We start from the raw sequence: 17,270 nt of genomic DNA, 5'->3' as shown, positions 1-17,270 counted from the left end.
CCCGATTGGTCTGGTGACGTTGTTCCCGAGCCGCTACCTGAGCTCCCTCCGCTGCTACTGCTGGTGCTTCCTCCGCTGGCAGTACCTCCAGCTGTGCCCGGGTTGTTGCCACTTCCGCTATCCGGTGTGGTGGGTTGCTGGTTGCTACCGCTTCCTCCGCTGTTGCTTGCGTTATTTCCCGCCTGATCGGGGCTGCCCAGCTCTGCCTTGCATGCCAGCAATGTGGCACAGCAAAGGAGCAACAGCAGTGGTTTCGTTGTCCTGAACACGTTCGACTCCGTTATTGTTGTTTAGATTATTAATCTGCCAAGTCCGGTTTTTAGCGCATAAATGAAACTCATTGCAGATGCTTTTGCTGTTAACTTCGTTAGATTGGCAAATTCACTCTGCGAATTATTTCATTTTGCGATAATGATATTGATTCTCGTTTGCGATCTCAATATCATCTTGTCGTTGTTTAATTTCAGGCATAAAAAAACAGGGACAAAAAATGACGATGCGAGTTTGGGATTACCTTCGTGACTACCTGAAGGATGAAAGCGGTGCCACGGCCATTGAGTACGGCATCCTGGCTGCCGGGTTGGCGGCCGGGATCCTGGCCATATTTGGCTCGGACGGGATCTTCATCACGGCGTTGAAAGAGAAGTTCACCGCCATTGTTGCCGGGTTGAATATGGACGCGGCTGGCAAGTGATGGCGTGGGGGCAATGGCTCGCCATACTGATGGCCTGCGGGTGTCTGGTCAGTGATCTGTTCGAACGGCGGATCCCCAATCTGGCGGTGCTGGTACTGGCTCTCTGGGTTGGCTGGTTGTTGCCGTTCAATCCGCTGTCACTGGTGTTGGCCATACTGACCTTGCTGCTGGGGCTGGTTGCCTATCACCGAGGCTGGTGTGGCGCCGGGGACAGTAAGTTGCTGGCGGTCTGCCTCTATGGGGCAGGCGAGCAATGGCCCGAATTATTGCTGTTGATGGTGTTCTCCGGTGGCCTGCTCAGCCTGGTGTGTTTGATCCATAGCCGCCTGTGCCCTTCACCCAATCCAACTACTGTGCCTTATGGGTTTGCCATCCTCTGGGCGGCAGCTCTGACCACACCTCTATTTATGTAGTCACACCTTATGAAGAAACTCTTTTTGCTTATCGCTGCACTGCTGGTGCTGGCGGCGATGCTGGCTACCTTGTGGCCAGCTGAACCTGCGCCGCAGAGCGGTGCATCCCCACGGGATCAGCCCGCAGAATCGTTAGCGCCGGATCGGGTGGCCCAAGTACTGGTTGCCGCTCATCGGGTGCAGGCCGGTTCTTTCATCCATCCCGAAGATCTGCACTGGCAAGCCCTTCCCGAAGCCGAAGAGAGGAACCTGCCGGGTCTCTTTCTGTTTGGTTTTACCGATACCAAGGTCCTCAAGGGGAGTCTGGTGACCCGCACGCTGGAGGCGGGCCAGATAGTCTCTGCCGATGATCTGGTTCGTCCCGAGCAGAGTCACTATCTCTCCGCCATGATGGCGCCGGGCATGCGAGCGGTGACGCTGGCGTTGGGGAGGGAGGCGGCCAGCCACGGCCTGATCCGGCCCGGTAACCGGGTGGATGTGATCCTCACCAGCAAGCATGCGCGTCAACACAATGCCCAAGGGGCAGAGGTAACCAGCAATCAGTCGGCCGAGATCATTCTGACCGATATCAAGCTGCTGGCCATCGATGCCCAGGTGACCGATATCGCCGCGCTCAACGGCAATCCTGCGGCACAGGATAACTTCGACCAGGTTGCCGTGACCTTCGAGTTGCCCCCTCGGGCGGCAGCACGCTTGTTGCTGGCACATCGCTTGGGAGAGCTGGCTCTGGTACTGCGTTCGGCACAGAGCGCACCGGCGGGCAACCCTGCGATGGCGCTGCCGGAGGGGAGTCTGATATGGGCTGAACAGGTCGCTCGCGGCCAGAACCCGAGAGCCATTCCAGGTCATGGGGTCAAGATCAGTTATGGCGACGGTAACGACCGAACCCGTCAACCCTAATCAACACAGAAAGGAAATGATGTTGCGAACATTTGCCATATTGCTCGCCATGCTGCCGCTCTGGGCCGCAGCCGCCGAGAGCCTGACGCTCACTCCCGAGCAATCCACCCTGCTCAATTTTGATGAACCTGTGCTGGATGCATTTGTGGCCAATTCGGAGTTGGTCAGAGTGCACAGCCCCTCTGATCAGCAGTTGCTGATCTATGGCCGCAAGGTGGGCAACACCGATCTGGTGGTGACTGCCCTCGATGGCCGAACCCTGGGTCACTATCGGGTAACCGTAGCCGCTGATCTCGCACCGCTTGAACAGCTGGCCCGTCAGCATTTCCCCCAGAGTCGACTCACCTTTAGCGAGTCGGGCGGTGCCATCGTAGTGGCAGGAGAGGTGACCAGCCCGCTGCAGGCGCATGAAATCCTCAGCATGGTGGAAGGCTTTGCCAAGGGACTGCAACCGCAATCCGTCGCCCAGAGTACAGTGATGGCCCCTTCGCCTCAGGCGGGTAATCAGGATGAAGGTGCAGCAGTAGCCGGTGGGGGCAGCGGTCAGTACGCCAATGTCATCAACCAGCTGCGACTGGCCGGATCGGATCAAATCAACATATCGGTGCGCATCGTCGAGATGCAGCGTACTACCAGTGAACAGCTGGGGCTGCGCTGGAGCGCTATGGGTGAGTATCTGCAGTTGGGTGTCTCGCCGGGTAACCGTTTCCCGAAGCCGCTGGAGCGAGGCAGCTGGACCGGCAAGAAAGATGTGGTCTACATCAACGCCATCATCGATGCGCTGGTGGAAAACAGCCTGGTCAATGTACTGGCCGAGCCCAACCTGACGGCCAAATCGGGAGAGGCGGCGACCTTTATGTCCGGCGGTGAGTTCCCCTTTCCGGTTGGCAACGGCGATAACGGGCCCGAGATTGAGTTCAAGAAGTTCGGCATCTCGCTGGAGCTGACGCCGACCCTGCTGGACAACAATCGCATCAGCCTTACGGTCTCCCCGGAAGTATCGACCCTGAGCCGGGAGAACAGCGTCACCATTGCCGGTGTCGTGGTACCAGGCATCGAGACGCGTCGTACCACCACCACCATCGAGCTGGCTGACGGCCAGAGCTTTGCGCTGGCAGGTTTGGTGCGCAGCCATCGCAACCAGAATAACGAAGCACTGCCCTTCCTGGGAGAGATCCCCGGGCTGGCCCCCTTCTTTGGCAGCAACAGCTTCAAAAATCAGGAGAGCGAGCTGGTGATCATCGCCACCGCCCGTCTGGTGCAGCCCACCAGCGATCCCCTTTCCCTGTCGACGCCGCTGGATCACTATCGGGCTCCGAGTCGTTTCGAGCGACTGTTCTTCACCGACATGGGGTCAACCCAATTGCCGGCGGCGCAGACAACCCGCCTGTTCGGCAACTATGGCTACAGCTACTGAGGAGGATGACCATGTTGAAAGAGACGCTGTTGCTGGCCATGACGTTGCCGCTACTGGCTTGTACCACTCCACCTCCGGCTTCCCCTCTCAAGGATCAGTTGCAATTCCGGGTTGCCCCGTCGCAGTTGCAACAGCAGTTGCAATGGCAACTGGCCCCTTTGGCCAATCGGCTGGAGGCGGGCACCGTCACGCTGCAGATCAGCGGGCCGCAGCCAGCAAGCCATGCGCCAACGCCGGAGGCGCTGCGCCAGCAGCTGGCTCAGTGGCTGGCGCTTGATACCCGCCTCATCTTCACCCCGACCGGGCAAGGTGACTATCAGGTGCAACTCGATGCCACCTTGCAGCCGGATAGCTGCCGTTATACCAGAGGCGGGGCGTCAGCCCCTGTCAGCGCCTGTCTGGTGCTGCGCAATCAATATCGTGCCCAAAGCCATGGCGAGCACTGGGCTCGTGGTGCCCGTTATGACGGCAGTGGTAGCGCCCTCGATGCCGGCGCGGTACAGCGCCTCTATCAGGGCAAGGCCAAATCGGCCAAGAAACAGCAGACGACCGGGGAGTAAGTCATGAGTGAACAAGCCAAACGGCTGGTGGCCGTGACGCGCCAGCCTGCCTTGAGTGCCGGGGTAGAGCGGGTGATGGCCGGATTGAGCGATGTGGAGCACCTGCAACTGACGGGCTCTCTGGCGGAGGCCAGATCGCACTGTCTGGCTCACGGTGCGCCCGATATCCTGCTGGTGGAAGTGGAAAATCAGCAGACGCTGGCGGCTGATCTGGCGGCGCTTGCCGAATGTTGTCCACCCCAGATGCGGCTGGTGCTGCTGGGGGAGCGGGGAGATGTTGCCCTGTTTCGCTGGTTGATCTCGGTGGGGGTGGATGATTACTACCCGGCGCCGCTGGATCCTGATGCGCTTCGTGCAGGTCTGTTGCGTCTGCTGGGGGTGCCGCTGGTGACCTCCTTGCGCAAAGGGAGAGTGATCTGTGTCGTGGGGGCCGCGGGTGGCGTGGGCACCAGTACCGTTTGCGCCAATCTGGCACTGGAGCTGGCAGAGCAGCATCACCGTCAGGTGGCCCTGCTGGATCTCAATCTTTATCACAGCCGTCACCCTATTTTGCTGGGCAGCGACTATGCCCCGCCCGGCGAGCAGTGGTGGCAGGCGACTGATCGGTTAGATGGCACCCTGCTGGCCCACACCGCTCATCAACTCGGGCCACGGTTGTTCCTTTTCTATGACGAGGGTGCTGAGCTGGTGCTCGGCGCCGAGCAGCTGGTGGCCGCGGTCAATGTGATGGCGGAGCACTACAGCACCCTCATTATCGATGTGCCGGACCTGCGCAGCCATGGGTTACGCGCCTTGCTGCAAGAGGCAGATGTGGTGATCTGGTTGCACGATTTCAGTCTGGGGGCATTGCGACTGTTGGGGAACTTGCCCAAAGGGGGGCAGGCTCAACGTCACCTGCTGGTAGGCAACCATTGCCGCGGCAAGGAGGGGCGAGTGCCCGCCACGGAGCTGGAGCGGGTCTGTGGTCAGCCTCATGCCGCCGTATTGCCTTATGACCACGGCGCCTTTGTGCGAGCCGAGCGGGCCGGTATGGCGCTTATCAAGCAAAAAAGCAAACTGGCCCGAGCAATCAAGTGGCTGGCAGCCGAGCTGGTTGGCACTCAACCTGCGGGACGCCGCCGGGGAGGATTGCGCTGATGTTTGGACAAGCCAGCAATCGGCAGCCGCCGGTACAAGGGGCGCTGCTGACCATGTCTGAGGCCGCGCGCGAGGCGTTTTACGAGCTGGTGGAGCCCTCGGTGGCCGCCACCTTGCCCCGTGATGCATTGTTGGAACGGGTCGCCAATGCCCTCGATCAGCTCTCGAGCCGCCGCATGCTCCCTTACAACCGTCAGGAGTTGCTCCTGCTGGGGCGGCAACTGGTGGACGAGATGGTGGGGGTCGGGCCGCTGCAACCCCTGCTCGATGATCCCGAGGTGTCGGACATTCTGGTCAATGGTCCGGACAAGGTCTATGTGGAGCGGCACGGCAAGCTGGTGTTATCAGGGGTGCGCTTTCGCGACCGTCAACATGTGTTCAATGTGGCGCAGCGGATCGTCAATGCGGTGGGACGGCGGGTGGATGAGTCCACCCCCATGGTGGATGCCCGTCTGGCCGATGGCAGCCGGGTCAACGTAATTGCACCGCCGATCGCCCTGTGCGGCACCTCCATCTCCATTCGTAAATTCCCGAGTAGCCGCCTGACGTTGACTCATCTGGTGGAGAAAGGGGCCTTGTCGGATGCCATGGCCCGCTTTCTCGGTCTGGCTGCTCGCAGTCGTTTCAACGTGTTGATCTCGGGGGGGACGGGGTCGGGCAAGACCACCCTGCTCAACGCCCTGAGCAAGCACATCAACGACGACGAGCGGATCATCACCATTGAGGATGCCGCCGAGCTCTCTCTTGAACAGCCGCACTGGGTACCGCTGGAGACGCGCAACGAGAGTGCCGAAGGCAAGGGGGAGGTGAGCGTGCGGGCGCTGGTGCGCAATGCGCTGCGGATGCGGCCGGACCGGATCATCTTGGGGGAAGTGCGCGGCGCCGAGGCGTTCGACATGCTGCAGGCGATGAACACCGGCCATGACGGTTCACTCTGCACCCTGCACGCCAACACCCCGGAAGATGCGCTGCTGCGCCTGACCAACATGTTGCAGATGGGGGCGGAGCGCCTCTCCGAGCAGATCATTCAGGCCCAGATCGCCAGCGCGGTGGACCTGGTGGTGCAACTGGAGCGGATGCGCGATGGTCAGCGCCGCATCACTGCCATCAGTGAAATCACGGCGCTGGAGGGAGGCCAGATCAGGATGCAACAGTTGTTTCGTTTCGTGCTGGAGTCCGAGCTGCATGGCAAGTTGCAGGGGCGCTTCATGGCCCATCCGCTCTCGGCCGGGGTACAAGAAAAGGCCCGTCAGGCGGGCCTGCTAGCCGAGTTGCAGGCGTGCATGGATGAAGATGGGGAGGAGAGCGCATGAGTATGCTGTTATCCGTCTGCCTTGGCTGGGGGGTGGTCTGTCTGCTGCTCTGGCAGTGGCAGAGTCGGCGTGAAGCCTGGCTGCAACAGAGCCAGCGTTATGGCGGGCAACCGGAGTCCCGGGAGGCGGCGCGTCCCTTGCCCCAGTGGTATCAGCAGATGGTGACCATGGTGGGTCCGGAACAACTGACTCGCTGGTGCTGGCAGGGGCCGGCAGGCGCCGCACTTGCCTGCATCTTGCTGGTCGCCAATGGCATGCCGCTTTGGCTGGCGTTGTTGCTGGCGGTTGGCGGGGCACTGCTGCTTGGTCTGCTGCTCTATCAACAGCTGCAACAGCGGGCGCTGGAGCAGTTTCGCACCGGCCTGCCCGAGGTGATTGATGGGATGATCCGGGCGCTGCGGGTGGGGGCGCCGCTGGCCGATATTTTCCAGCAAGTGGCACGGCAGCAGCGCGGCTTGATGTCACGGCTGTTTGCCCAGATGCACGACGAGTTGCAGGTGGGGCAACCGGTAGCGCAGGTGATGCGACAGGCGGCAAGCAGGGTCACGGTGGCCGAGTTCCAGTTTCTGACCATAGTGCTCAGCCTGCAGCAAGAGACCGGTGGTCGCCTCTCCGACGTGCTGGCACAACTGGTCGAAACCCTGCGTGCCCGTCAGACCCTGGCGGCCAGCATCCAGACCATCACCGCCGAGAGTCGCAACTCTGCCAAGGTATTGGCCGCTCTGCCTGTCATCATCCTGCTGGTGCTGTTCAGTACCGGGCGGGAGCACTTTACCTATCTGATGACCACGGCCAGCGGCCAGTGGGTGATGGGGTATGTCTCAATCAGCGTGGCGGTGGGGCTCTGGCTTATCCGCCGGCTCACGCGTCTGCAGGGGTAGGTGATGGTTGTTACCCAATTATTCGCATTGGCACTGTTCTCGCTCGCGCTTGCCGCAGTGACGGGCTGGTACGGTTACCGGCAACAGCAACAGTGGCAACACCAGTGTCGCCGTTATGCCACTCTTGCCGCAGCAAAGGTGCCAGGGCGTGAGTGGCTGGCGTGGTGCGGCCGCGGCTATCCGGTGGGCGGCCGCGAGCAGGCACGCTTGCAGCAGTTACTGGCGCAAGCCGGGATCTTTGCCAGCCAGGGTTTTGACCGGTTACGGGGGGCCAAGCTGCTGGGGGGGCTAGGGTTGGCCATCATGGTGCTGACATGGCGCCTGCTGGGTGCCCCGACCGATGGATTCACCCTGATGTGGGTACTGATGGCCTATGTGGTAGGGGCCGGTTTGCCGGAGCGCTGGCTGCAGTGGCGGGCCCGCAAGGTCAAGGCGGCTCAGCAGAAGGTGGTGCCTGATGCCATCGACCTGCTGGTGATCAGTGTCGAGGCGGGGCTTGCGCTGGATCGGGCGTTGCTGCGAGTGGGTCACTATCTGGAGGCGTTGGAGCCGGGGCTTGCCCGGCAATTCTTGCGTACTCATGCCGAGATCCAGATGCGCGGCGATCAAGCCAGCTGTCTGGCACGGCTTGCCTGGCGGACCGGCTTGCCCGAGCTGGATCGTCTCGCCAACACCTTGCAGATGGCTCAGCAGTACGGGTCACCATTGGCCGAGACCATGCGCACCATCAGTCAGGAGGCGCGCCAGATGCGACGACTGGCACTGGAGGAGCAGGCTGGCTCCCTGCCGGGCAAGATCACCCTCATCCAGATGGCGCTCATCATGTTGCCCATGCTGGTGCTGATCATTGCCCCCACCCTCAATTTGTTGATCAACAGCCTGCGTTGAGCAGGTGATGGAATCGGATATGAAATCAAGTAATTACCTCATTTTTATCTCGCTGCTTCTGCTGGCGGGATGCAGCAGTCATGGTGATGCATCGGCGCAGAGTCAAAGCAATGGCATGGCGGTGGCCAAGGCCGCTTTTGATTCTGCCCAGTATGAGAAGGCTGAACGCCTCTATCTGGCGCTCTTGAGCAGTGATGCCTCGCTGGAAGAGGCGCAGTTGATGCTGGCGCGAACCCGTTATCAGCAAGATAAAAAGCAGGCCGCGCGCGATGGCCTGCAACAGCTGCTTGACCGCGCTGGCAAGCAGGCACCGGAGGCGGCCAATTATCTGGGCAAGTTCCTGCTCGATGATGGTCGTACGGAGGAGGCCGCAACCGCTTATCGTCAAGGACTCGCCTTGCCGGAGCTGACACCGCTGGCACGGGCCCGGCTCAGCAATGGGCTGGGGGTTGCCAGTCTGCGGCAGGGGGCGTTTGCCAAAGGGCGAGCGCTGTTTGAGGCGGCGGTTGCCGCTGCTCCGGATGAGCCTGACTATCGCGGCAATCTGGCATTGGGCTGGCTGATGGAGGGTAACCGGGTCGCAGCTCGTCAGGCCTTCGAGCCGCTGCTGCATTATCAGAGCCTGCCACCCCAGGTGGAGATGAACTACGCCCTGCTGCTGCTGGCCGAGGGCAATGAACCTCAGGCTCGCCTCATCCTGTCGCGCTTTCTCAGTGCCAGCCAGCTGGAACACGATATCCGGCTGCTCAAGGCGCAACTCAGAGGGCAGTCTGTGTGAATCATCAGCGTGGTGTGGCCAGCATCGAACTGGTGATCATCTTGCCACTGCTGCTGGCGTTGTTGTTGGTGGTGGTGGATGTGCTGCGGATACAGCTGCAATACAGCACCCTGGAGTATGGCCTGCGCGCTGCATTGCGGGAGCTGCAGGCCGAGTCGGCCGCCGGGCGGATCCCCTTGGCTGGCGCTATTCGGGAGCGGTTACTCAAGCAAGGGCACGGTGAATTGGCCGGGGTGGAGGTGACTGTCAGGCATCATGTGTCACTTGCAGCCATGTTGGGACAACAAGAGGGGGGGCTGGATCCGGGCAGTGACACCCGTGCGCCTGCCGATCCCGTGCTGGAGGTGACTGCCAGACTTCGCCCCCGTTTGCTGCTGACCCCGAGCTGGCTGGTGGCCGATCGCCAGCTGGGTTATCAGAGCACCTTGTTGTTGCTGACTGACCGGTTGCCGGCAGGTGGTGCAGGATGAGCAGAACCATCTCTCGACCCGCACAAAACAGAGGGAGCATCAGCATCGAGGCGATGCTGTTTATCCCCGCGCTGTTGGCCCTGCTCAGTTTTGGCAACGAGGCATTGCAACTGCTGCGCCTTGAACAGCGGTTGCACAATATGGCCTATAACGTGACGCAGATCGTGACCCAGCAAGGGGGCACCCAGGATGCGGCGGCAGCTTCCCAGCTGGCGTTTTATCAAGGATTTGTGCAGCAGCAACTGGCGGCTCTGCATGGTGGGCAAGCGGCGTTGACCATAGAGCAGTACAACAGCGCCAGTGGTGAACTGTTGCCGCTGTTGCAGGGAAGTGGCTGTGCCGGGCAGGGCAATTGGCCGCCGCTGCGGGTTGGCACCTTGATGCGGGTGACCCTCTGCTATCGCCCGGATTTGGAAGGGGGGGGCATGTTTAGCCGCCTGTGGGGCGATCGTGCATTGACCACCCACTTTATTCAGGAGGTCCACTGATGCCACTATTGTCTGAACAGCGTGGCGGCTTATCTCCGGCATTCGCATTGATGCTGGTCGGGGTATTGGCGCTGACCGGGGTCGCCATCGAGCTGGTGCGCGGTTACAACGGCCAGAGTCTGCTCAGCGCCGCTGCCGATGCAGTCATCTACTCTGCGGCAGATAGCGACACAGCCTTGCAAGATGCTCAGGCGCTGATGCAGGCCAATCTGAGCGGGCGTAACCTGCAGGTGGCTACTCCCCGCCTGAGCCAGGGAGAGCAGGGGGCGCAGGTGATCTTGCAGGGAAAAGTTCCCGCTCTGATGGATCTCTCGGCGATAGATGAAGGGGAGGAGGGGATGTCGATTGCGGCGGCTGCGCGTGCCAGCAGTGCACGAAGCCGGATCGAAGTCGCGCTGGTGCTGGATATTTCCGATTCCATGTCAGGTGCACCCATGAAGGCAATCAAGCAGGGCCTTGTCGAGTTTGGCGAGGTGCTGTTTGGTCGCGAGCGGCGCAATCAGGATAGGGTGGTCAGCATCATTCCCGCCACCGGGTTGGTCAATATCGGCGATCATCCCGAGTTGTTTCATCCCGAAAGTATTGAGTTTCCCTTCGGGTTGCGGACGCTGGCAGAGGAGCGTGGTTGGCTCAATCTGTTGTCGCGAGAGGTGCCTGGGCGTCAACGCAAGGCATTCTGTGCCAGATTGCCGGAACATGTTGATGGTATCGATCGGGTGGCAGAAGTCACGCCCGGCTGGATCCGCAAACTGGAGCAGGCCCCGCGGGATGAACTGCGGCCCCATCTTTCTTACAGCACCAAGCCTCCCCCCATTGCTCGTTATGGCGATGGGACGCCCTTGCTGGCCTTTGCGCCCAAAGAAAATCCGTTGGATCGCTATCTGGAGAACCGCCGTGACAAGCTCGGTATTTTCGATGATGCAGATTGCGGGGTCAGTCCGATCCAGCCTCATCTTGCGACCCGTGCCGACTATCGTCAGGCGCTTGATACCCTCTATGCCGCATTCGAAACCAACACGGCAGAGGGGGTGATGTGGGGTTGGCGGCTGCTTTCACCAGAGTGGCAGGGACGCTGGCGGCAGGGTGCGGCAGCCTTGCCGCGCTCATATGGATTGCAGGATAACCGCAAGATCATGGTGCTGTTTTCTGATGGGGAGCACATGGGGCCCGAGGCAGCATTGCGGGATCGCAAGCAGTTGCTGTTATGCCGGGAGATGAAACGCAAGGGGATCCAGATCTACACGGTGGCGTTCGAAGGGGATACCCGTTTCGTGGCCCAGTGTGCCAGTGATCGCTCCCTGGCCTTCAAAGCAACCAAAAGCAATATTCGTACTGTACTGACCCGGTTGGCGAGCTCCATCAACGATGTCGTGTTGACGAAATAATGCAAAGAGGGGCCTGAACGGCCCCTCGCTATTCAAGGTGTTAACAGGGTCACATCGCCGCGCGGAAGATGGCGACGATCTCTTCGTGGCTTGCCTGTTTCGGATTGGTGAAGCCGCAGGCATCTTTCAGGGCGTTGCTGGCCAGGGTATCGAAGTCATCGGCCTTGACGCCGAGCTGCTCCAGACCAGCCGGGATCTTCACATCCAGCGCCAGCTGCTTGATGGCGGCAATGGCAGCGGCAGCGCCCTGCTCGTCGCTCATGGCGCTCACGTCTACCCCCATGTAGCGGGCCACATCCTTCAGACGAGCCGCGCTCACCTGGGCGTTGAACGCCTGAACGTGGGGCAGCAGCACGGCGTTGCAGACGCCATGGGGCAGGTCGTAGAAGCCACCCAGCTGGTGGGCCATGGCGTGCACGTAGCCCAGGCTTGCGTTGTTGAAGGCCATGCCGGCCAGGAACTGGGCATAGGCCATCTGCTCGCGGGCATGCAGGTCATCGCCATGGTGAACGGCGGTGCGCAGGTGCTTGGCAATCAGCTCGATAGCCATCACGGCGCTGGCATCGGTTACCGGGGTGGCGATGGTGGAGACATAAGCTTCGATGGCGTGGGTCAGGGCATCCATACCGGTGGCGGCGGTGAGACCGGCTGGCTTGGCCAGCATCAACTCGGGATCGTTGACCGACATCAGTGGGGTAACGTGCTTGTCGATGATGGCCATCTTCACGTGGCGCGCTTCGTCGGTGATGATGCAGAAGCGGGTCATCTCGGAGGCGGTACCGGCGGTGGTGTTGATGGCGATAAGCGGCAGTTGCGGCTTGGCGGAGCGATCCACCCCTTCGTAATCCTTGATGCTGCCACCGTTGGCGGCGACCAGCGCGATACCCTTGGCGCAGTCGTGGGGCGAGCCGCCACCCAGAGAGATGACGCAATCGCAGCCGTTGGCCTTGATCATCGCCAGACCCGCTTCGACGTTGGTCATGGTGGGGTTCGGCTTGGTCTCATCGAAAACTGCGCTTTCAATGCCATGTTCAGCCAGCAGGGTGGTGAGCTTGGCGACCACGCCGATCTGGTTGAGGATTTTGTCGGTGACGATCAGCGCCTTGCGGTAGCCGTAACCCTTGATATCGGCGGCGGCCTCTTGCAGACAGCCGGCACCCATCAGGTTGATTGCGGGAATATAGAATTTGAATGTAGCCATGATGGACTTCCTATAGTTAGCCATTAAGTGGTAGTTGAGAGCTAGGCTACCATCTAGAAAGGGATACAAAAGCATCTTGTTTACAACTTTACGGGGTCGATCACGAGTCGTTAATTAAGCGCTGAACCAGGCTTGACTTTCCCGCATCTGACTCGATTTGCAGAAAAACGTTTGTCAATTATTTCATTGAGTTAGCAAACGTTTTGCGCAATGTTTGTCACTGTCAATGCGTGGAAGTGTGAGGCGCTTCAAGGAATTGGAAAGCGCTTTCGACCATAGTTGGCGCCTCCCCGAAGAGGGGGGTAAAGGCTTGAAAGTATCATAAAGAATCATCTTAACTTGTGCCCTGACCATGCTGGCAGGGGGCAACCAGGAGTCCAATATGTCTGATGTATTTCACTTGGGTTTGAAGAAAGCGGATCTGCAAGGCGCCACCCTGGCGATCGTCCCCGGTGACCCCGAGCGCGTGAAGCGTATCGCAGAGCTGTTGGATAACCCGGTGCACCTGGCCAGCCATCGTGAATTCACAACCTGGCGCGGCGAGATGGACGGCAAGGCCGTGATCATCTGCTCTACCGGTATCGGTGGCCCGTCCACCTCCATCGCAGTAGAAGAGCTGGCCCAGCTGGGTATCCGTACCTTCCTGCGCATCGGCACCACCGGCGCCATCCAGCCGCACCTGAACGTGGGTGATGTGATCGTGACTACCGGCTCCGTGCGCCTCGACGGTGCCAGCCTGCACTTCGCACCGATGGAGTTCCCGGCTGTTGCCGACTTCGACTGCACCACCGCGCTGGTCAACACCGCCAAAGAGATGGGCTCCAAGCTGCACATCGGTGTGACTGCCTCCTCCGACACCTTCTACCCGGGTCAGGAGCGTTACGACACCGTATCCGGCCGTGTAGTGAGCCGTTTCCAGGGTTCCATGAAAGAGTGGCAAGCCATGGGCGTGCTGAACTATGAGATGGAGTCCGCAACCCTGCTGACCATGTGCTCCAGCCAGGGCCTGCGTGCCGGTATGGTGGCTGGCGTTATCGTCAACCGTACCCAGCAAGAGATCCCGAACGCCGAGACCATGGCGAAGACCGAATCTGATGCCATCAAGATCGTACTGGGCGCTGCCCGCAAGCTGATCTGATAGCACCACAAAGAGTGGGGGGGGCCGTTGCGAAAGCGCGGCCCCTATCTTTATCCGCCGTTTGCCGCTTTTCCTCTCCCGTCACGCCTTTCACTGCTCCCGTGGCACTCGCGCTGGTTGTCTCTACCGATTGCCTCTAAAACGCAGGTGCACAGCGGATCTGCATCGGTTCGCCGCTCACCGGATGAGCAAAATCCAGCTCGCTGGCATGCAGCATCAGCCGCGGTGCCTGTTCGCAGCCGGGTGGCAGCAGGCCACCATAGAGATCGCAGCCGAGGATGGAGTGGCCCAGCAGCTGGCTGTGGATGCGCAGCTGATGGGTGCGGCCAGTCTCCGGCACCAGCCGCACCCGGGTCAAAGGCACGGTTTGTCCTTGCATCTGCTGCGCTAGCCGCTCAACCACCTGATAGCGGGAGCGGGCGGGTTTGCCGCTGGCGGCGCAGATCTTCATCAGTGGGAAGATCGCTGGATCCTTGGCGATGGGGGCGTCGATAATCCCCTCATCGTCAGCCAGATGGCCGCACAGCAGGGCGCTGTAGGCCTTGCTTACTGCTCGCTGACTGAACTGCTGGCAGAGCAGGGAATTGATGGCCCTGTTTCTGGCCACCACCATGATGCCTGAGGTGCCAAAATCTAGGCGATGCACCAGAGTGCAGCCGGGGTAATCCTGTACCAGTCGATAATGCACCGAGTCGAGGTTCTGCGGATTCTTGCCCGAGAGGCTCAGCAGGCCGCTCGGCTTGTTGATGAGCAGCAGGTGTTCATCTTCGAACAGGATCTCGATGGCTGCATTGCAGGGCGGGGCAATAAAGGTGTCGACGATAATGGACATAGGGCACACGGGCAGAAAACGGGGGGCCATCATACCCAAGTGGCAGGTAAGGCGCGAATCGGCGTGGTGGATGGGCTCGCCACACCACACCATTCCCTCATTGCGGCCTGCTACTGGCGAGCCGTGACAGTGCGAAGGTAACTGATTGAAAAAAATCAGGAACCGTTTTGTGACCCCCTCCCGAGTTCAGCCGCTGCGAGCTTGCTAAGGTAGGGCTCCCTTTGATGTTGTAAGGAGTCTCTCCATGGCACTGCCCGTTATTCTCGATTGTGATCCCGGCCACGACGACGCCATCGCCCTCATTCTGGCGCTGGCCAGCCCTGAACTGAAGGTGCTGGCGGTTACCACCAGCGCGGGCAACCAGACGCCGGACAAGACCCTCAACAATGCCCTGCGCATCCTCACCTTGCTGGGGCGGGACGATATTCCGGTGGCGGCGGGGGCGCCGAAACCGCTGGCCCGCGAGCTGATCATCGCCGACAACGTCCATGGCGAATCTGGGCTCGATGGCCCCAAACTGCCTGATCCTGCCTTTGCGCCGCAGGCCATGACTGGGCTTGAATTGATGGCCAAGTGCCTGCGCGAGAGCCCGCAGCCCGTGACTCTGGTGCCGACCGGGCCGCTCACCAATATCGCCCTGCTGCTGGCGGCGCATCCCGATCTCAAACCCAGGATTGCCCGCATCGTATTGATGGGGGGCGCCGCAGGGGCTGGCAACTGGACGCCTGCGGCGGAATTCAATATTTATGTGGACCCGGAAGCGGCCGATATGGTCTTTAAGTCGGGTATCCCCATCACCATGTGTGGCCTCGATGTGACCCACGAGGCGCAGGTGATGGACGAGGATATCGAGCGGGTGCGCGCCATCACCAATCCGGTGGCCCAGTGTGTGGCCGGGCTGCTCGACTTTTTCATGATCTACCATCGGGATCCCAAGTGGGGATTTGCTGGTGCACCGCTCCACGACCCCTGTACCATTGCCTGGTTGCTGGCTCCCGAGCTGTTCCACGGGGTCGAGTGCCGGGTCGATATCGAGACCAGCGGGGAGCATACCGTGGGGATGACGGTGGTGGATCGTTATGGTCTGACCGGCAAGCCAGCCAATGCGCTGGTATTGTTGGGGCTGGATCGTCCGGGCTTTATTGATCTGCTGGTGACGCGGCTGCGGGCGTTTGACTGAGCGCCGGTTCATTTTTGCAAGAAGGGGCGGGGAATGTGGAAGAGAGGCTTGGTGCTGCTGGCCGGGTTGCAACTGACAGGCTGTGCGACGCCATTTGAGCGGATGTGGCAGGGGCTGGCGACCTGTGAATTTACCGATCTCTATGTGGATGAGACGGGCAGGCCCGCCAATCTACAACTGGCCAACTACACCCCCTACAAGGTGAGCGATGGCTTTGCCTGGTACAAGGTGCACGAGGAGCTGCACGGCCTGCCGGTGGTCGGTTTTATCGTGCCCGCCTCCAGCTTCGAAGTGCACGCCCTGTTTGTTGATACCCCCATCGCCAATGCCCGCCGCTTGACCCACAACGCCTACGGCAGCGAGTTTGGCGACGAGCAGAAGCATGACGAGGGCTCAGCCCCTCTGCTTTTGCGCGATCCCAACAACCCCAAGCGCTCCATCATCGACTGCACCCGCGGCGAGTCTGACGGGGAGCTTGAGGATTCGGCCATGCCCGAGTAGGGCCACCTGTCACGCCATCGGCCTGAAAAAAGAGGGGCCAGCCTTGCCGGCTGGCCCCTCTTTTTTATTGTTGCTTAGCGCCCTGATCAGGGATAGCTCAGCGTCTCCTTGATAAGCGGCAGTTGAGCCTTGATCCATGCCGGATTGCAATAGGTTCCCCAGTCGCAGGCCTGACTCGACATCATTTCAGGGATAGCTCAACGTCTCTTTGATAAGCGGCAGTTGAGCCTTGATCCATGCCGGATTGATGGGGCCCCAGTCGCTGATGCGGTAGTGTCCCTGCAGGTGGCGAGCCCCCTCGGTCTGCTCGAAGGCGCAGCTGATGTCGAGCTCGGCCAGCGCGCTCAGGGTATCTTGCGCGGTGCGGCGCGGCATGCCGGTTGCCTCCATGATGGCGGGCACCGTATCCGTGCCCTGGCTGATCAGCCAGGCCACGTAGAGCCGCCGGTAGAAGCTGGTGCGGGTCTTGCTCGGCTCACTCATATCTCGTCCTCAAGACGATCGAAGTAGCGCCAGGTCGCAATGGCGGCTTTGCCCATCACCAGTGCCCAGAGGCCGAACCAGAACCAGCGGAAGAAGCTCCAGGTGGAGGCGTCAGGTTCTGTGCTTTCGATCTTGGTGACGTTGGGGAACATGGAGAACATGTTCACGCGCCAGCCGTAGGAAGTAATGATGGCCAGGCGTTTCTCGAACTCCATGGACTTGGCCTTGGCTTGGACGTCGGCGGCGTTGAACTTGAAGTAGAAGGGCCAGCCCCACTCGGTATCTTCATTGCGAAACACCCGGATCTTCTCGCCGGGGCGCTCGGTGTAGATGTAATAGACGTCGGTGGTGGGGCCGTCAGCCGGGTTTTTCTGGCTGATGGGGCCATCCTTGTCGGTACGCTTCACCTCGACCCCGGTGATGGTGGCGATGGTGTGCTCCGGCAGGTAGTAGTCGAGCCAGGCGGCGGAAATGAGGGCGATGAGCCCCAGGGCGATAAAAGCGGGTTTCTTGAATCTCAGGCTCATGGTGTGCTCACGTGAGGGGGAGTAACGTGCCTCTACCATACCGATATTTGACAGGGCAGCCCAGCCCCTTATGGCACCAACGGC

Annotated in this window: 20 protein-coding genes; 16 read left to right on the top strand and 4 right to left on the bottom strand. The window is 60.6% G+C overall.

Going from position 1 to position 17,270, the window contains the following annotated elements; translation table 11 throughout:
* The first annotated feature begins 490 nt into the window (after nucleotides 1–490).
* From NOM06_RS12975 to NOM06_RS12915, 13 genes are read left to right on the top strand one after another with little or no spacing between them, the layout of a single operon-like run.
* Nucleotides 491–694, top strand: coding sequence for a Flp family type IVb pilin (locus tag NOM06_RS12975; protein WP_005350403.1), 204 nt, complete (start codon nucleotides 491–493; stop codon nucleotides 692–694).
* Complete coding sequence (locus tag NOM06_RS12970; RefSeq protein ID WP_255911874.1) at nucleotides 694–1,107, top strand: prepilin peptidase; 414 nt, start codon at nucleotides 694–696, stop codon at nucleotides 1,105–1,107. The genes NOM06_RS12975 and NOM06_RS12970 overlap by 1 nt, the downstream gene beginning before the upstream one ends.
* 9 nt (nucleotides 1,108–1,116) lie before the next feature.
* The gene (gene cpaB, locus NOM06_RS12965; RefSeq protein ID WP_216977364.1) at nucleotides 1,117–2,007 is read left to right on the top strand and encodes a Flp pilus assembly protein CpaB; all 891 of its coding nucleotides are present in this window, start codon (nucleotides 1,117–1,119) and stop codon (nucleotides 2,005–2,007) included.
* A gap of 19 nt (nucleotides 2,008–2,026) precedes the next feature.
* A complete protein-coding gene (locus NOM06_RS12960; protein ID WP_255911895.1) occupies nucleotides 2,027–3,424 on the top strand; it encodes a type II and III secretion system protein family protein in 1,398 nt (465 codons plus the stop codon).
* Nucleotides 3,425–3,435: 11 nt separating this feature from the next.
* Nucleotides 3,436–3,984: a pilus assembly protein FlpD gene (locus NOM06_RS12955; protein WP_255911872.1), complete on the top strand. Its 549-nt coding sequence runs from the start codon at nucleotides 3,436–3,438 to the stop codon at nucleotides 3,982–3,984.
* 3 nt (nucleotides 3,985–3,987) lie between these two features.
* Entirely contained in the window at nucleotides 3,988–5,121 is a 1,134-nt protein-coding gene (locus NOM06_RS12950) for a P-loop NTPase (protein WP_255911870.1), read from the top strand.
* Entirely contained in the window at nucleotides 5,121–6,434 is a 1,314-nt protein-coding gene (locus NOM06_RS12945; protein ID WP_255911868.1) for a CpaF family protein, read from the top strand. Before NOM06_RS12950 ends, NOM06_RS12945 begins: the two co-directional genes overlap by 1 nt.
* Nucleotides 6,431–7,315, top strand: coding sequence for a type II secretion system F family protein (locus tag NOM06_RS12940; RefSeq protein WP_255911866.1), 885 nt, complete (start codon nucleotides 6,431–6,433; stop codon nucleotides 7,313–7,315). Before NOM06_RS12945 ends, NOM06_RS12940 begins: the two co-directional genes overlap by 4 nt.
* Before the next feature lie 3 nt (nucleotides 7,316–7,318).
* Nucleotides 7,319–8,203, top strand: coding sequence for a type II secretion system F family protein (locus NOM06_RS12935; RefSeq protein WP_255911865.1), 885 nt, complete (start codon nucleotides 7,319–7,321; stop codon nucleotides 8,201–8,203).
* Nucleotides 8,204–8,222: 19 nt separating this feature from the next.
* A complete protein-coding gene (locus NOM06_RS12930; RefSeq protein WP_203116110.1) occupies nucleotides 8,223–8,981 on the top strand; it encodes a lipopolysaccharide assembly protein LapB in 759 nt (252 codons plus the stop codon).
* The gene (locus NOM06_RS12925; protein ID WP_255911863.1) at nucleotides 8,978–9,451 is read left to right on the top strand and encodes a TadE/TadG family type IV pilus assembly protein; all 474 of its coding nucleotides are present in this window, start codon (nucleotides 8,978–8,980) and stop codon (nucleotides 9,449–9,451) included. Before NOM06_RS12930 ends, NOM06_RS12925 begins: the two co-directional genes overlap by 4 nt.
* On the top strand, nucleotides 9,448–9,939 hold the full coding sequence (locus tag NOM06_RS12920; protein ID WP_255911861.1) for a pilus assembly protein FlpK: 492 nt from the start codon (nucleotides 9,448–9,450) through the stop codon (nucleotides 9,937–9,939). Before NOM06_RS12925 ends, NOM06_RS12920 begins: the two co-directional genes overlap by 4 nt.
* Nucleotides 9,939–11,324, top strand: a complete 1,386-nt coding sequence (locus NOM06_RS12915) for a vWA domain-containing protein (protein WP_255911859.1) — start codon at nucleotides 9,939–9,941, stop codon at nucleotides 11,322–11,324. Before NOM06_RS12920 ends, NOM06_RS12915 begins: the two co-directional genes overlap by 1 nt.
* A 49-nt stretch (nucleotides 11,325–11,373) precedes the next feature.
* On the opposite strand, the gene yiaY is transcribed toward NOM06_RS12915, so the two are convergent.
* Nucleotides 11,374–12,525, bottom strand: a complete 1,152-nt coding sequence (gene yiaY, locus NOM06_RS12910; protein WP_255911857.1) for an L-threonine dehydrogenase — start codon at nucleotides 12,523–12,525, stop codon at nucleotides 11,374–11,376.
* A gap of 382 nt (nucleotides 12,526–12,907) precedes the next feature.
* On the opposite strand from yiaY, the gene udp reads away from it, so the two are divergent.
* Complete coding sequence (udp, locus tag NOM06_RS12905; RefSeq protein WP_005337975.1) at nucleotides 12,908–13,663, top strand: uridine phosphorylase; 756 nt, start codon at nucleotides 12,908–12,910, stop codon at nucleotides 13,661–13,663.
* A gap of 136 nt (nucleotides 13,664–13,799) precedes the next feature.
* Here udp and NOM06_RS12900 read toward each other — a convergent pair whose 3' ends face one another.
* A complete protein-coding gene (locus NOM06_RS12900; RefSeq protein ID WP_255911855.1) occupies nucleotides 13,800–14,495 on the bottom strand; it encodes an RluA family pseudouridine synthase in 696 nt (231 codons plus the stop codon).
* Between the two features lie 244 nt (nucleotides 14,496–14,739).
* Here NOM06_RS12900 and rihA point away from each other — a divergent pair, with 244 nt between their 5' ends.
* Both rihA and NOM06_RS12890 read left to right on the top strand, forming a co-directional pair.
* Nucleotides 14,740–15,675 (top strand): pyrimidine-specific ribonucleoside hydrolase RihA, encoded by a 936-nt coding sequence (gene rihA, locus NOM06_RS12895; RefSeq protein ID WP_255911853.1) that lies wholly within the window; start codon nucleotides 14,740–14,742, stop codon nucleotides 15,673–15,675.
* Between the two features lie 33 nt (nucleotides 15,676–15,708).
* Nucleotides 15,709–16,176 (top strand): hypothetical protein, encoded by a 468-nt coding sequence (locus NOM06_RS12890; RefSeq protein WP_005350434.1) that lies wholly within the window; start codon nucleotides 15,709–15,711, stop codon nucleotides 16,174–16,176.
* A gap of 186 nt (nucleotides 16,177–16,362) precedes the next feature.
* Here NOM06_RS12890 and NOM06_RS12885 read toward each other — a convergent pair whose 3' ends face one another.
* Both NOM06_RS12885 and NOM06_RS12880 read right to left on the bottom strand, forming a co-directional pair.
* On the bottom strand, nucleotides 16,363–16,659 hold the full coding sequence (locus NOM06_RS12885; protein ID WP_005344341.1) for a helix-turn-helix domain-containing protein: 297 nt from the start codon (nucleotides 16,657–16,659) through the stop codon (nucleotides 16,363–16,365).
* Nucleotides 16,656–17,186 carry a DUF1523 family protein gene (locus tag NOM06_RS12880; protein WP_005337948.1) on the bottom strand — a complete coding sequence of 177 codons (531 nt, stop codon included), beginning with the start codon at nucleotides 17,184–17,186 and terminating at the stop codon, nucleotides 16,656–16,658. Before NOM06_RS12880 ends, NOM06_RS12885 begins: the two co-directional genes overlap by 4 nt.
* Between the last annotated feature and the right edge of the window lie 84 nt (nucleotides 17,187–17,270).

Origin of the sequence: Aeromonas sp. JL9, from assembly GCF_024436075.1 — a bacterium.
Taxonomy (GTDB): Bacteria; Pseudomonadota; Gammaproteobacteria; order Enterobacterales; family Aeromonadaceae; genus Aeromonas; species Aeromonas veronii.
This window is presented reverse-complemented; position numbering and strand designations above follow the sequence as displayed.